Source organism: Exiguobacterium antarcticum DSM 14480, from assembly GCF_000685865.1.
GTDB lineage: Bacteria > Bacillota > Bacilli > Exiguobacteriales > Exiguobacteriaceae > Exiguobacterium_A > Exiguobacterium_A antarcticum.
Map to the genome: position 1 here is coordinate 53,771 of NZ_JMKS01000003.1, position 14,802 is coordinate 68,572.

Below are 14,802 nucleotides of genomic sequence, written 5' to 3' on the forward strand. Positions count from 1 at the left end.
TTCGGTTAAGGAGTCACGTCCGGTGTGAGAACAGCGAATGCCTCATCTTTCAGAACCATGAATCCGACGTGCATCGTAGCACGCATTGCGAACATGTCCCGCTCCCAGAGGTTGATTGGCTTACCATCTTCCCCAAGTACACCTTCAAGTGTCGCTTCTTCTGAGATGCTGTATTCGATACCTTGAAGAACACCGTAACGAGCATAATCCCAGTTTCCAACGAACAATTCAGCAGCGGCATTCGTTGGGAAAGCGGCTTTGTTGATGTAAGCAATCGGGAGACCGAGGATGTCGTTCGTTGCGCCGTCACGTGGCTCGTTAAAGAGCGGACGACCGTTTCCATCGACGAATCCACGCAATTTCGCTTTGAACTTCCGACGTGTTGCGATTCCATCTGGATCGATGTCATTATCTTCTACCATTTCGATAACGGCGTTGACTTGTTGGTATACATCCCCGGCAGAATCGAATTGGACATTGTTTCCTGCTGCAGTAGCCGCTGCCAAAACGTTTTGGCCTGTTGCGTATGGTGAATTGACACCAAAAAGAGCAGCCAAATCAAATGTCGTCAAGAATGCCTTAGCAATTTCTGAACGCATTTCGCTGAAGAACGTCGGAACTGACCACTTGAGTGCTTCTTTCGTAGCAACGACGATGACACCGAGCTTCTTCGCTTCCATTGTCGCTTTCAACCATGTTGGTTTTGAGACTGGAATCTTGTTCCCCTCATCCACCCAGTAAGCGCCCACGCCTTCAGCCAGGTACGTGAATTCTTTCTTAGGTTTCGTCATCGGTTCGTTCTTCGCAAGCGCCATGACAGCGGAGCCTTGGACCATGTCGGCCATGATCAAGTTCGCTTGCTCAGTTGGGACTGATCCAGTTTTAGAATCAGACATGAGTACTGTGTCTGCTGCAGATGCGAAGTACTGGATGTTCAACTTCATCGGATATTTTGCTCGTACTACTTTATTCATATATGTGTACCTTCTTTCGATTATTGTGGTTTTTTAATTTGGTTCTTGGCAATGATCGCCGTAAAGTCTTCGAATGAACCCGCGCCTTTGTCAGCGCCTTTGCCCGGATTGTATCCGTTCTCTTTGAACTTAGCGTCCACTTGTGCTTTGACTTGCTTATCAATGAGGCCTTGAAGCGTTTTGATGCGGTTGTCTGTCGTTTGATTCCGGACCGTTTCGTCTTCTCCATCGGCCGTGACGACAAAATCGAGTAGCGAATCATCGAGTCCTGCCTTTGAGAGCTGTCGGACAGCATGGAAACGATTCTTTTCCGCTACAAGAGCCTGCTTCCCCTCATCGAGTTCACGTTGAGCGTCAGCGGCAATCTCTTCAGCTGACTTGCCTTGTTTACTGAGCTGATTGATTGTCGCCTGAAGCGATTTGTTCTTTTTGCCGAGGTCATTGCGAACTTGATCCTGACCTGCTTTGATGAGGGCATCGATTTGAGCCTGTTGCTCCGGTGTGAAGACTGCGCCTTGGTCGCCTTTATCGTCACCTGTTTGATCATCGGACCCGTCAGTTCCACTGCCTTGAGAACCAGCGTCCCCGCCTCCATCCCCGCCTGTATCAGCAGCAAAGAATTGTAGATTGAGTTGAAGCGGTAAAATTTTCTTAAAATACATGTGTCATTCTCCTTTTTGCGTATCGATTACCGAGCCGGTTCCGAGCCGAATGTCGTATCTTTCCCGTATCGCATGCATCGAGCCGCATATGAATTTATTTGAGTCGATCTTTCTTCCATTGTTCGAACGTCATATCTGCAAGCTCTTGATGTGTTTTCTTTTCGACACGTTCGACTGAATAGGTTACGAAGCACCTGCAGTTAATATCATGTTCCGCTTTTCCGGATTGTCCTGGTGTCATGGCAGTAATGCCCTTGCCCAGATTGAAAGGTTGATCACTCGAGACTGTCTGACCATCAAGCGCTACATGATTTGATTTGGTCGTTTTGCGGACTCTTGAGTCGCGGGACGTGTTCCATTTCTTTTTCATGACAATGCCTTGATTAGTGGCCCGTGTGACGGCTTCTTGTTTCCCTGCTTCCGTGACACGATGTGTTTCTGTCCGCGCAATCGTGATTGCCTTCCGGTAGTCATTCTCGACGACATCTTTCAGAGCGGTGGCCATCGTACGGTAGGATGATCCTTTGACCAGCTGTTGCGTCAATCGTGTCCGTAATTGATACACAACTTCCTTCCGATTCTTTTCTAAGGTTTCGTTGAGCGTCAATCCACGAATCGGATTATTGATCGACGCTAAAATCTGCTCACCCTTAATTTGAGAAAATCCTAAACGAGCGAGTGTCTCGGTCTCGATGCCATACGCCATGTATTCATAAGAATATTTCATGGATTCTTTCAAATAGGCGACCAGTGCGTTCTGCCGCTGTTTGGTGAGCTGACGAGACTGCGACTCAATCTGTTTAACCAGTGCATCCATCCGCTTGTATTTTGCCATTTCTTCTAAGGTGAGTTTGCCGCCCTGTTCAAGCTTGGTGTAATAGCCGGAAACATCTTGCAAGATACCTTGTAACATTTCCTCGTATTGCTTTTTGATAGCGGTTTGTTGCCGACTGAGTCGGTTGGCGTTTGTTTTTGCTAACGCTGCTTGCTTATCTTGAAACGATTCCATCTGTCGTCGCCCCCGAACCTACACTCGGAATGGTTTTGTTTTGATTCAAGTCCAGCGGTTCGATGGCATCCCGCTCCGCTTCCATCTGTTTCATCTCGTAATCAACATCATCGATGAAGGAAGCAAGTCCTAGGCGAGTTTGTTCAGACAAGACACCCATCGACTTACTGAGTACGTCAATCTCATACAGTAGATCGAGTGGGAAATTGCGTTTGAATTCACTGATCACCTTGAACGGATTAAACGTAATGCCGGCAACCTTCCACTTGGTGGCGAGAATCTCGCACATCCGCGTATCGGCAGCACGAAACTTTTGCTCGAAGCGGGCACATTTCGTTTCCAGTCCGAACAATTTGAATTTGAGAGCCACGCCGCTGCTGTTTCCGCTGAACGCTTCATCCGACAAGTCAGGTGTTCCGCTAAACCGATAAATGGCACTATGCAAACGATTAAGATGATTCTCAATCACGTTGTCATTCAAGTTCTTGGTCAAATAATCAACAAGCGGTCGTTCTCCTGGCATGGCTGGAATACCGAGCGCTCCGGTCTTCATCATCTGGTCGAGGATTTCTTGGTTGATGTCGATTCCATAGAAAATCATGTATGCCAGGCGAAAAGATTCAATCTCGCTGTTCACGTCGGAGAGCGTCCGGTCAACGGCATCGATGATTTCGAGTACCTTGTCGGGATCTCCCATCAGTTCATCATTGTTCGGGTATCCAAATAGCGGACACTTCGCGAAGTTATGTGACGCTTGTTCAATTAATCGGAGTTCCGTTCCGTCCTGTTGGTACTTATACCGGGTCGTGTCGTCATAGAAATGGATGATATATCCGCTCTCGTCGCCATAATAGCGGATAGCGAACTCGGTTTCGATGATGTTTCCATCTTCATTCAGCAAAATAGCTTGATGGCCAGGGATGTACATCAGCCGATCATCACCCATTTTATCGGTGTAGATGAGCCGCGCTGAGTATCCGGCAATAGCACAATACTTCGTCGTCTCCATGTTGATGTCCGCGATACGATTACGTTCGAAGAAGTCAGCCAGTTGTTGCTTGGCCGTTTTGAATTCCGGTGTTTCCTTGTCATAGCTGTATGAAGCAGCACTTCCGGCAAAGTAACCGGTCTTCATGTCGACGATTTCAGACACGTAATCAAAATTCAACTTACGATCCGTCGTGACATCCCGCTCAAGTTGACGAGAAAAGATAGGAATACCTCGGCTGTTCGTTTTGTAGCGGTCATAGTTCTTAAGCATCCTTGCTCGGTGCCCGGAATGCTTTTCGATGATTTTGAGGATTGTTTCCTGCGTCGGTCCTTCTGTTTTGAGCCGGATGATTTCATTCGTATAATCCGGTACATCAAAGACTCGTAAAGTTGCGCCTGTGGTAATGCCTCCACCTGTTTCAAATCCACTCACGGTAACACCTCCTTATCTAACTGATAGAGCTTTAGCCATTGGTCTCATGGCGACTGTCTGTACAAAATAGCGGCATGCATCTGTGCAGTGATCGTGTTCTTTGATGGGAGCGTCTTCGCCTCGTTGCCCTGCTTTCTCATCCCACACATAGGAATGGAACTCACGGAACAGATTAGTCAATCCTGCAAAGAACTTGATCGTGCCATTCATCATGGCCGTCTTCGTATTCCGGATGCCATCAAGTACCTCGTTGTGTGCAGGGCGGACCAGTAATCCTGCTTGACGTAGTTGTGTGATGAAGGATGCAGCAGATGGATCCACAATGATTGCTTGAACCTTTGTCTCACCAATGAACTCCACCAAGTCATCACAATACTGTTTGTCCGTCTTCTGTCTGCCCGCTGTTCTTCCGGAATGGTAGTACTCTTTGATGGCGTACCATGTCTTTCCGAGCAATCCCCATAGAATGAAGACCGTCGGATTCTGGGTCCCGTAGTCAATGCTAATGTAGTGGTTCGTCATACTGGCCACGAAGTTGGTTTCTTCTTCCTTGCTACCAAATCGTTTGATTTCTGTTTCTTCATCAAAATTGTCGAAGATGAGTCCTTCTGACATGACCCACAGACCGAGAATGTAACGTTGATAGAAGACGCCGCTGTATAACCGCTTATATCGTGCCCTCACTTCATCTGAGAGCGACGGGTTATCATCCATCGTGAAGTGGATATGCAGCGCATTTTTCTCTTTCGTTTGATTAAGCCATTCCATCTTGAACCAGTGATATGGACCAGCAGGGTTCATGTTGAACCAGAGCTTAGATCCCGTCACCGAACAACGAGCGGTCGCTTGGTTGACGAACGAACGTGGCATGAGTGCCGCTTCATCAAAGAAGAAACCGGCAAGCGTGATTCCTTGAATGAGATCCTGCGAACCTTCATCCTTACCGCCGAAAATATAGAACCGGTTGGTGACACCGTTCTTACTGATTTCGATGTAATTGTCAGCACGATGTTCCTTGACCTTGTAGCCGCGACCTCTGAGCATCTTCTTGAGCGGGTTGAGGACGTTTCGTCTAAAGGAGCCAATGGTTTTCCCTGCCATGCCGAACTGTTCGTCATTGAAAGAGCTCATCGCCCACATGACATACGACAAGGACATGATGAGTGTCTTCCCCGCTCGTACCGATCCGTCACAGATGATGGCATCGTGTTTTTTAGCGGTTCGATTCTTCCACCAGGTCAGTACCTTCATCTGTTTGTTCGAGAACGGTGTGAACTTGAACACATTCCCTTTTGCTTTCTTAGATGTCTTCATGGTCTTCACTCCACACTTCATCCACTTTTCCTTCCAACGCCTGAATGAAGCCGTCATCGTCAATCTCGTCCGGTTCATCTTCTTTTCTGAGGCGTTCGAGCTCCACTTTCAGCTTCTCGAGCCGCAGCTGTTTTTCTTCATCGCCATTCGTCAGATGTTCATACGAGCGGATCATACTGTCGAGACGTCCTTGCGAGCGGGCCAGTGCTGCCATGAAAGAAGCTTGTTTCTCATAAGCAAACATGACTTTCCAGCCATCCTTCTTATCACCTTCTTCAGTCTGTTCTTTCGACAGATCATCTTTGTCCTCTACATACATCACTTCAAGCGAATGAAGGATATTCGCATACATCAATTGAATCTGATCCCACAGCATGTCAGCGGGATTCCGGTCGTGTACGACGTCCATGATGTCCCGAATCTTCTGAGGTAGATACTCCGCATACAACCCATGCAGACGAGCATTCTGATTACCGGCAGGAGCACCGCCGGCATTGCCTTGCGCATGAGTATTTCCTTTTCTCGCACCGCGGACACGTTTAAGAGCGCTCCCATTCGAATTAGGAGCGCTCTCATTCGTATCTTGATTGATTTCTTCATCCCAGCGGTCGGTGGCTTTCCACTTTCGAACGGTATTCGAAGTGACTTCGAGTTGTTTTGCGAGATCGACGAGTTTTAAGTTTCTTCCCTCTTTCACACTCAAAATCCATATCCGCTTCGCCTCGTCCCGCCGGGGGTCTCGAGGTCTAGCCACTCTTACCACCACCCTTCATGAGTACTGTCTGTCCTCGATTTAATTATGTGTTGTTCCGCAATCAACTGGTCCTGCGGCGTACGGTTAACGTTCGATGTGCCTGACGCTTCGTCCCTGATGCAATGACTCGATTTACATACCAAGATGTGTCCCGCTCGTAGCGTGCTTCATATGGGATTCTAACGATGCCTTTTTGCTTCGATACCGCAACGACTTTACTCATTCTCTCTTTCACATTTCGGAAGAAGGCTTTGACCGCTTCCCATAGTTTTTTTATCGCTGTTGCTAATGCTGCCTGAAACATTGATTGTTCTGAGGTCATCACTATTCTCCTCTCTCTTATGCTTTCCAACGAACCGACTAGGTCGATCCCCATCAGCTCGTTGCAAGGCACAAAAAAAGCACCCCGAAGGATGCTATACACTCTTAAATTTCATACATTAATACTCTTTCAAGAAATTCTTCAAATTTGGTTCGCGTAAATCTTGACTCACCACCATCTAGTCCAAACGATTGCACAAGATTAGGTTCACTTCCAAATTCCTTTAAAACTGAATAACCATCTAAAATCTCAATGCTTCCTATTTTTGTTTTGTTACCACCGAGGGAACTATCAGGTAAAACACATTCGAGTGTAAAAAGTCCTCGAGATGTAGATGAAGTTTGAGAACAATGAACTTCTCTTATCACATCACCTTCTTTTAATGTTCTTACATATAAAGATAAATTTGAATCATCGGGATAATTAGTCGACCAAACGAGCGGCTCTCCACCAATTGAATAACCTTCAAATGCTGCTTCAAGATTGTTAAAAACAGATTTTACAGTATCCGTTATTCCATTAACTGAAGCATATTCTCGTTCTTCTAACTTTAAATCAAAATGTTGCTTCAAACCATGAATCAATTTTTCCATACAAATAAAACTCCCATCAAATAAATTTGGTATTACTTTACACTTATTCGATGAAAAATTACTTATTCCTTCCAACAACGCACGACCACTCCGCCCTCGTGTTTGATTCACGTTCTCTCTTGGCTGCGTCATACGTTGTTGGCAAGAAGCGAATCATCTCATTCGCTCGAGTTCTTTCTTCCAGAGATACTTCAACCAATCACTTTGCGGAATCTTCCTGACGGCTCCCGTTCGTTTGTCCTTACGATTCTTGTCTACTTTCCAGCAGATCACGAATGGCTTGCTTTCCATAGAATCACTCTCCTTTATATGAACAAATATCCGGATGAGAACGACAGCTGCAATGCATCTGGGGAATGACATGAAGCCATCATCACAATGATCGGGGATGTCATCAGCCCATCCGGATACTTCTGCATACAAAAAGGACGCCCTGTCCGTTACAAGGCGCCCCGCTATGTGAGTAATCGTTATTCAGTAGAACAGCACGACTTTCGCCGCACCCGCTTCGTCTACATGGAAAGAATATCACGTATAAAGCAAGTTTTTGTATCAAGATTGTATCAAAATTGTATTACGTTTTTTTTCTCATTAACGATTGATTCTATTTCTTTTATTTCTTCTTGTTTTTTGATCCTTCCCTGCTCTTCTTCAGATTCCAATTCTGAAATTCTTGTTTTCATGTGGTCGTAGTAAAAATCATATTCGTTTTTTTGATAATCTGTAAGTCCGACTTCATATGAAATTACAATGGCGAAAAATGATAACATTGTACCAAAAAACACAAATCCAAAATTAAAATCATCTTTTAAAAAGAAAAGCATAGATACTAAGAAAATTAGGATTCCTAATCTGAAATACATTTTTTTGATTGTTTGCGTTTTTTGATGAAAAGAAAAGTATTTTTTAGGGGAGAATTCTACCTCTCGAATCTCAGTAAATACTTTTTCATATATACTATTTGATAGACCTTTTCCTTCGATTTTATATTCAAGAACGATATCTTTAGTAGCCAATTCCTTTTGAGAAGAACCCAATAGTATTGATTTAATTCTTTCTTTTCTATTATTCATATTAAAAATTCCTTTCATAAATCTAATCTAATAAAAAGAGACAGAGTAACAAAACATAAGTTTTGTTCCATCTGCCTCCTACTTCCAATAGTCTAAATATGTAAATTTACATTTAATCCTAATTTACTTTTGTGTTTTATCAAGTCTTTTTTCTTTCCAAGAATCCCACTCACCCCAAAGAATATAGGCTATTCCTATAATTAAAGAAATGATAACAAGCATACCTGAGTTAGGCATATATTCTTGAGCCGAATCATTCATAGCCCCTCTAGAATTAAAAGCAATAGCAAATAAAGCAACGTTTACATATCTAAATACATAAATAAATGCAGCAATACCTAAAAATGAAACCCCTGTTTTTCTTTTAGACAAATTCCTACCCCTTCCAAAAAAAGTATTTAATTTACCATTAATGTGATAAGATGTATTGGTAACTATGTTAATAATACACTATAGAGGAGTTCGAAACAATGAAATTAAATAAGTACCCGTTTGCCGTCCTTTCCAGTTTAGTCATTCTCAGTCCTTTTTCTAATGGACTTTCAGTTTTTGCTGAAGATTCTGTAAATGTTATGTCAGCAAGTGAAGAAAGCGTTGATGAAACTACTGACGAGATTGATTTTTCTGAAGTAGATCTATCAGAAGTTTATACTGTAAACAACTCTACCGCTGATAATTCAGTAACAATTGAAACACCAGATTTTCCATTCGATAAACCATTCGAACTAAATGATTCTGGTAATGATTACTCTGCTCAAGGGTTTGGTTATTCTAGAACTTGGTCTGAAAAATCAGAGGATAAATACTGGGGAAAGCGCAAACGAGCAAGTAAACTTTTAGCTAACTGTGGTACAAGAGACGCCAATCAAGGCATTGGCTTCAGTAGAACAGAAACTTGGAGTGCAAACTTTAATTTAGGTTTGCCTGATATAAAGAAAGTAAAGACTACTATCGGCTTCACACTTACCAAATCTTCAACGATTTCGAGCACTGTGGGTATTAACGTTGCTCCTGGCTCTATAGGATGGATAGATTTTAGACCACTAAAATATAAAACAACAGGAACATTTTACAACCGTATGGATGGTATGGTTATGTCTTCCCAATATTTGAAATTATTATCTCCTAAGATGTTACGAGGAGAACTAGACGGAGTACATGTTTCTCAAGACAGAAAAATGTCTTCTGCTGAGAGAAATAAATTTTGCTCGAAAAAATATTAATAAAACTACTAAACCGAATATATAAAAATACATACTTGAAGTTACTTTTACTTGTAACTACAAGTATGTATTTTTATATATTCGGATTGTTGCAATTATGCGATGATCGTCAGTTTGTCCGCATCGATGGCACCCAATAGCTCTTCAATTAGATAATTTTTGATATTCTTGATAGCTTCATTCTTCCAAGCACCACCATCTGCTTCGAACAAGGCAACTCGTGGTCCGCTCTGCATCCGAAGGACGAACTTGCTTTCTGGTTGATCGACTTCAATGAATGTCCGATAAGGAGCAAGTGTGACCGGATTGATGACTTTGACGTCACCGACTGTTGCGACACCCGTCTTGACCGTGACCGCTTGCGAGATACCGTCATCCCCGACCGTCCGGACATTGTCTTCCTTCATCGTGCCGACGATTTTCAAGATTAGTTGTTGATCCTCATTCGGGACGAAGACGGACTGGAGTTTGATGTTGATGTCTTCCGGATCGTAGTACGAATCGAAACGGAAAGACGGGATATACGCGTGAGCTTGGATGTAGTGGTTGCGATTCTGATCCCCGTTGAGTTTGCTCATGACCGTGACCGTCTCGGGGTCCTTCACATGAACGAGCAACGATTCATTTGTGTCGAACTCGCTCTTGATGTACTCGACGAGTGCCGTCAGCGTGTGTACTTTCAAGGCACTTGCGGTCGGTGCTGTAATCGCATGGAGGTCACGGTCTGAAACCGTGCGACCATGAACCTCTGTTGTTTGGAATTGACCGTGATCTTTGATCCAGTTGAACGCATCTTTGAGTAATGACATATGAACATCTCCTTTGATTTTTGAGGTTGGATTACCGAGTTTTAGGCTTTTGCGGAACGGTTGCTGCGTAAATCGATGACGTTATCTTCGTTCGGTACCGCACTTTCTTCTTCAATTGGCATTCCGACGTCATTGACGATCTCGCCGCCATCAGAAATCATCATCTGTCCAGGAGAACCTGACTTCAATTCCTGACCGACCGCTTTTCCGTCTGAATCAACATCGATGATGATTTTTGAACCAATCGTCCGCGCTGGTGTCAGAACTGTTTTGACACCGATATCGACCAGTGCCAGGTCGCGTTCTTCGTCTGCAGACAATGACATCGTAATCGTCACTTTACGTTTCTTCGTTGGGTCCGTATTTTTATCAGCGATATTAGCATAAACTTCGTTTAAAGCGATATTGACGCGTTCAGCAAATGCACCGTTCGCAAATTCGTTTAGATTGATTTTAGGTTGTGGCATGGGATTCCCTCCGATTGGTTGATTAGTTTTAGTTTTTTCATACGGTAGTCGAAATGTTACGGTCCCCCTTCCTTATGTTGTTCGTAGTCTTCCCAAACACCGAAGCGATCGGCGACGATGCCGAGTAGTTTGTCCTTTGCCTCGTAATAAGTGTTCCGGTTGCCGTAGCGCATCATTTCGATGACGACGTTATCCGTGTACTTGAATTTCGGTCGGTACCGGAGATTCCAGATCTCGTTCAGGTCCGGGTCGGTCTCGTCAAGTTCTTCACGAATTCGGAGCAAGAGACGTTGCTCGGCTTCTGCTTGCCGAAGTTGCTCAAGCAGCATGACTGCTTTCTCGACACTGCTCGACGGTCGACTATTCCGCTGCACCTCACTGGCTTGATAGCCGGCCGTGATTGAGGGAGATGAGCGTGCCTTTAACGATTCAATCCGTGCAGGTAACGTATACAGGCTTTTCAGTTTGTTCTCAACGAGAACGCGTTGTGCTTTCGTCAGCTTATGTGCGATATATTCCATGCAGTGCCGTCTTTCCTTTCGTTTTAGAATCGGAGCGGTCGCCAGCCGCTCTTGATCATTTTTTGCGTTTCATGTTGTGTGGCATCTGGGATGTACAGCACTATGTACTGTTTCTTTTCGTAACGCTCGAACAATTGCGGTTTCGTTCCGCTGTACTTTATTCGCTGATTCGGTCGGGCCATCGCCGTGACACCTCGTGTTCATCAAGTGAGCGACCTTCGAGCGTCCAATCCTTTCGTTCTCTCGACAGCATGACCGCGATGCTGATTGGTCGAAGTCCGTCCTCCACCTGGACCAAGCGACCCGCAATCAATGTATGACGACGGATCTGGTTCGAAATGAACAGGATTTCTTCACGGTGATCGTGCTTCTTGCGAAAAACGAGTGTTTTCATCAGTCATCGCTCCCTTCTACTACTGTCCAATCTGCTTGATATTCGGACGGTGATAATCGTTGAAAGGCTGCACGATGGAACGCTTCATCCGTATGGTTCCGAACCATCTTCGTCATATATCCATTCGCATCAAGTTGCATCCGAATGATGCCGTGTTGAAGCTCAAACTCTGCAAAACGAATCGTGCCCGTTGCGATTCCTTTCATAGCATCGAAAATATTCATCATCCCGTCTCCTTCCTTGGCTTCCGCTCTGGAAGCTCCATCAATGCGATATACCGCACATATTCATTTCGAGAAACGAACCTGACACGACCGGAGAATTCTTCTTTCGAGAACTGTTTGCTGCCTTTTACGAACTGATCACGCCGGACGAGCCGGGCGCCACGGTTCACATGGTCCGCGATACGCCGGTCAAGTCCTGTCTCACTGATATCCGTCAATCTGAACTGCATCCATCATTCCCCCTAGTCCTGATGGAGCGAGCGAAGTAGTTCCTGGACTTCCGAGTCATCCGGAACATTACTTTCAAGCTCCTGCTTTTTCCGTTGTTCGAAGGCTTGCTGTTCCTCTTTCTCTTTTGCGACCCATGCCGGTTCTTCCATGTCCGGAACATTTCGACGATTACGACCAAATCCTTTCGTAGATCGAGACGTTGACCGCTTGGATTCATGCAGCTGGATGGCTTCGAGCGTGAACAGTTTCTTATCCGCGAGCTTCCGGATAATTGCTTTTGCGTACTTCCAGTTCCGCACATCATTGAGTACCGATTGTTCGAGCGCGTACTGAATCAATTCATAGGAACTTTCAGCGAGCGTATGCTGAATATCATCAATGACGTAACCGGATGCCATGCCAATTTCTTTTTGAAAGAAGCTGACTAATTTTGAAAGATCATCGTTATTATTGATTACGCGCTCTGATGATGATGAATTACTTAAAGGGTTATTCTTAATAGGGTTATTCTTAGGGTCAACGTCAGTGACTACCCCTAGTCTCTGTGGTTGACTACCCTGGTCAATGTCAGTGACCACCCCTAGTCGTTGTGAATTACCAGTAACGAAATTTTCTATGGTGTAAATATTGCTTGTTTGATTCCCATCATCGTTCTTTCTAGCGTTTTTTCGGACGAGTCCTTTACAAACAAGAGATTTCACGCAATTGATTGCTTTGTACCTTGAACATTGCGCTTCTTTTGCAATCGTCGCGTACGAAGGGAAGGCTCCAGTCCCGTTGACCGCATGACTTTTGAGAACGAAGTAGACCATCTTTTCGTAGATGTCCCCGAAGGTCGCATTATCGCGTACGACCTCGTGGGGAATCATGGTGAAGGGAATCGTGTTACTGTCGTGAATTCGATCTTGGCTCATATTCCGTCACCTCACACGTCGAATGGGAACTGCTGCCCATCGAATGGATCCTCTTCTTTGTTCAGTGTTTCGGGTTCTGTCTGTTCTGCCACCGTGTCGACATATTGATTTTCGATGAATCCCGTCTGCGCAACAGTCGATTCTTTGACCACACTGATTGAATTGTCGGCACTGATGAGCTCACCGATTTGGCGAACCTGTCCGTCCTCTCGCTCAATCGAAAGTGGTGCGGTCTTCAGTAATTTAATGATGACCGTCTTTTTCGCCATCTCGACGAAGTGATCTTTCCATGGTCCGAAGACGTTCCCACTTTTATCTTTCGATTTCGTAAAACGATCACGGTGCTTCTCAACCTGGTTCCGTGTCATAACGACGAAGTCTGATCCGCCGTCCTTAAGGTGATACACAGCATAAAAGTGTGTGACCTTACTCGGATCATCTTCACCACAAGGGACGTGGTGCAAGTCCTTGTTCAGACCGTAAGAATAGTGGAAATTGTCTCCTTCATAGACCTCATGTGTGTACAGTTGCTTGAGCTCTCCGGAGCGGCGTGCAAGATCGATCGTCCCCTTAAACCCTAGTTGAAATTGGGCTTCCATTTGCTTCGTCTTACCATTCCAAAATGGGAGGATGTAGGCATGACCGATTAGATTCGGCTCGACGCCGAGTGCAGCGCAATTGACAATGGCGCCGACGAGCGTCGCTGGATCACAATCGAACAACTTTGGGTTACGTGTCGCTGCATTCAAACCGAGGCGCGCCAAACGCTCTGGCGTGACATGCTTTGGTACGAGAGATTGAATCGCCTTGAAGTTTGAGGCAAGCATGTTTTGAAGTCCTTGCTCAGGTGTCGTACCTTGTTGTGCCGGAGCTTGAGAAGCCCGGTTTGCGAGTTGATTTTTGATATCTGCTGTTTTGGCCATGATGAATGCCCTCCCTTATTTCGTTTCTTTTATCGTAAAGCGGCGTGTCGGTTTTCCGATTTTGACGTACTTTTCATATAGATCCGGTTGGTCTTTCGCGAACGACTTTGTATCGAATGTTTCGCGAGGCTTCGTATTCTTCCACTGAACAAGATGGTTACGTGCGATACCAACTTCTGCCTCACCAATCATTCCTTTGAGACGATTTTCCGCATCGAGCACTGATTTTTTCACCTCTGCTTCACGCTCTTTGGCAAAGCGATATGCATCGATCAGATCATCCGCATCATCTGGCAATTCAATTTCTGAATCACTTTCTGCCATTGGGAATAACTGCTTCAGCAGGTCACTCGATGCGCCAGTACCGTCGTATGCAGGTGGAATACGCTTGAGGATGTGATTATTCCAAAAATCTGAGGCGATATCCGTGATGTACTGAATCAGTTCATCGTCACGCTCGATCCGTTTATAGATGAAGTGATTGCCACCAATCAGTACAGCAATCCATGCAGCCTCGTATCCAGTGATATTCAAATAATGCATGACCTGAATCAGATAGGCTGCCGGAATCTCGTCGTCTTTCCACTCTTCTTTGAGATAAGCGGATGCCGTCTTACATTCGAGTAGTTCCTTCTTGCCAATCAGGACGCGATCAAGATTTCCGAGCAAGTATGGATGCTCTGGGTGATGAATCATGTGATTCTTACGACGAACTTTGTGTCGGCTGCGTGCTTCGAATTCCTTCGCTACAACATCCTCCATCACGGTACCCCAGTAGGCAGCCTCACCTGCTGTATCCTCGATGTCTACCTCTCCTGTTTTTTCGAGATAAACGCTCATTGCTGACTTGTATTTGTTCAGACCGGCGATGGCTGCGATATCACTTCCGCCGAGCCCTTTTTTACGCCACTCGAGCCATTCATTCTTATCCATGTCCTTCGTGTTGACTAAAATGTTCATCTTCGTTCCTCC

The 14,802-nt window shown here is 45.1% G+C and carries 20 protein-coding genes; 1 reads left to right on the forward strand and 19 read right to left on the reverse strand.

Annotated features, from left to right (window positions below; all coding sequences use genetic code 11):
• Positions 1-5: 5 nt before the first annotated feature.
• The 10 genes from P404_RS0101300 to P404_RS0101350 form a co-directional block, all read right to left on the reverse strand.
• Positions 6-974 (reverse strand): phage major capsid protein, encoded by a 969-nt coding sequence (locus P404_RS0101300; RefSeq protein WP_338083324.1) that lies wholly within the window; start codon positions 972-974, stop codon positions 6-8.
• Between the two features lie 20 nt (positions 975-994).
• Positions 995-1,636, reverse strand: a complete 642-nt coding sequence (locus P404_RS0101305) for a capsid assembly scaffolding protein Gp46 family protein (RefSeq protein WP_026829805.1) — start codon at positions 1,634-1,636, stop codon at positions 995-997.
• Positions 1,637-1,730: 94 nt separating this feature from the next.
• On the reverse strand, positions 1,731-2,645 hold the full coding sequence (locus P404_RS17235; protein ID WP_051590447.1) for a phage minor head protein: 915 nt from the start codon (positions 2,643-2,645) through the stop codon (positions 1,731-1,733).
• A complete protein-coding gene (locus P404_RS17240) occupies positions 2,626-4,068 on the reverse strand; it encodes a phage portal protein (RefSeq protein ID WP_051590448.1) in 1,443 nt (480 codons plus the stop codon). Before P404_RS17240 ends, P404_RS17235 begins: the two co-directional genes overlap by 20 nt.
• 12 nt (positions 4,069-4,080) lie before the next feature.
• On the reverse strand, positions 4,081-5,382 hold the full coding sequence (locus P404_RS0101320; protein WP_026829806.1) for a PBSX family phage terminase large subunit: 1,302 nt from the start codon (positions 5,380-5,382) through the stop codon (positions 4,081-4,083).
• On the reverse strand, positions 5,369-6,148 hold the full coding sequence (gene terS / locus P404_RS0101325) for a phage terminase small subunit (RefSeq protein WP_081809557.1): 780 nt from the start codon (positions 6,146-6,148) through the stop codon (positions 5,369-5,371). The genes P404_RS0101320 and terS overlap by 14 nt, the downstream gene beginning before the upstream one ends.
• Before the next feature lie 49 nt (positions 6,149-6,197).
• Positions 6,198-6,458, reverse strand: a complete 261-nt coding sequence (locus tag P404_RS0101330) for a hypothetical protein (RefSeq protein ID WP_026829808.1) — start codon at positions 6,456-6,458, stop codon at positions 6,198-6,200.
• A gap of 104 nt (positions 6,459-6,562) precedes the next feature.
• The gene (locus P404_RS0101335; protein ID WP_236624224.1) at positions 6,563-7,162 is read right to left on the reverse strand and encodes a hypothetical protein; all 600 of its coding nucleotides are present in this window, start codon (positions 7,160-7,162) and stop codon (positions 6,563-6,565) included.
• A gap of 452 nt (positions 7,163-7,614) precedes the next feature.
• A complete protein-coding gene (locus P404_RS0101345) occupies positions 7,615-8,124 on the reverse strand; it encodes a hypothetical protein (protein WP_026829810.1) in 510 nt (169 codons plus the stop codon).
• Positions 8,125-8,247: 123 nt separating this feature from the next.
• Positions 8,248-8,496, reverse strand: coding sequence for a hypothetical protein (locus P404_RS0101350; protein ID WP_026829811.1), 249 nt, complete (start codon positions 8,494-8,496; stop codon positions 8,248-8,250).
• Positions 8,497-8,594: 98 nt separating this feature from the next.
• Between P404_RS0101350 and P404_RS0101355 the strand changes: the two genes are divergently transcribed.
• On the forward strand, positions 8,595-9,347 hold the full coding sequence (locus P404_RS0101355) for a hypothetical protein (protein WP_026829812.1): 753 nt from the start codon (positions 8,595-8,597) through the stop codon (positions 9,345-9,347).
• A gap of 95 nt (positions 9,348-9,442) precedes the next feature.
• On the opposite strand, the gene P404_RS0101360 is transcribed toward P404_RS0101355, so the two are convergent.
• The 9 genes from P404_RS0101360 to P404_RS0101400 form a co-directional block, all read right to left on the reverse strand.
• Positions 9,443-10,156 (reverse strand): hypothetical protein, encoded by a 714-nt coding sequence (locus P404_RS0101360; protein ID WP_026829813.1) that lies wholly within the window; start codon positions 10,154-10,156, stop codon positions 9,443-9,445.
• A 41-nt stretch (positions 10,157-10,197) separates the two neighbouring features.
• Complete coding sequence (locus tag P404_RS0101365) at positions 10,198-10,623, reverse strand: hypothetical protein (RefSeq protein ID WP_026829814.1); 426 nt, start codon at positions 10,621-10,623, stop codon at positions 10,198-10,200.
• A gap of 56 nt (positions 10,624-10,679) precedes the next feature.
• Positions 10,680-11,144: a hypothetical protein gene (locus P404_RS0101370; RefSeq protein WP_026829815.1), complete on the reverse strand. Its 465-nt coding sequence runs from the start codon at positions 11,142-11,144 to the stop codon at positions 10,680-10,682.
• Positions 11,145-11,301: 157 nt separating this feature from the next.
• The gene (locus P404_RS0101375) at positions 11,302-11,538 is read right to left on the reverse strand and encodes a hypothetical protein (RefSeq protein WP_026829816.1); all 237 of its coding nucleotides are present in this window, start codon (positions 11,536-11,538) and stop codon (positions 11,302-11,304) included.
• Positions 11,538-11,762, reverse strand: coding sequence for a hypothetical protein (locus P404_RS0101380; protein ID WP_026829817.1), 225 nt, complete (start codon positions 11,760-11,762; stop codon positions 11,538-11,540). Before P404_RS0101380 ends, P404_RS0101375 begins: the two co-directional genes overlap by 1 nt.
• Positions 11,762-11,992, reverse strand: a complete 231-nt coding sequence (locus P404_RS0101385) for a hypothetical protein (RefSeq protein WP_026829818.1) — start codon at positions 11,990-11,992, stop codon at positions 11,762-11,764. The genes P404_RS0101380 and P404_RS0101385 overlap by 1 nt, the downstream gene beginning before the upstream one ends.
• Positions 11,993-12,004: 12 nt before the next feature.
• Complete coding sequence (locus P404_RS18975) at positions 12,005-12,907, reverse strand: DnaD domain protein (RefSeq protein ID WP_026829819.1); 903 nt, start codon at positions 12,905-12,907, stop codon at positions 12,005-12,007.
• Between the two features lie 11 nt (positions 12,908-12,918).
• A complete protein-coding gene (locus tag P404_RS0101395) occupies positions 12,919-13,830 on the reverse strand; it encodes a recombinase RecT (protein WP_026829820.1) in 912 nt (303 codons plus the stop codon).
• Positions 13,831-13,845: 15 nt separating this feature from the next.
• Positions 13,846-14,790, reverse strand: coding sequence for a YqaJ viral recombinase family nuclease (locus P404_RS0101400; protein ID WP_034773923.1), 945 nt, complete (start codon positions 14,788-14,790; stop codon positions 13,846-13,848).
• Positions 14,791-14,802 lie beyond the last annotated feature (12 nt).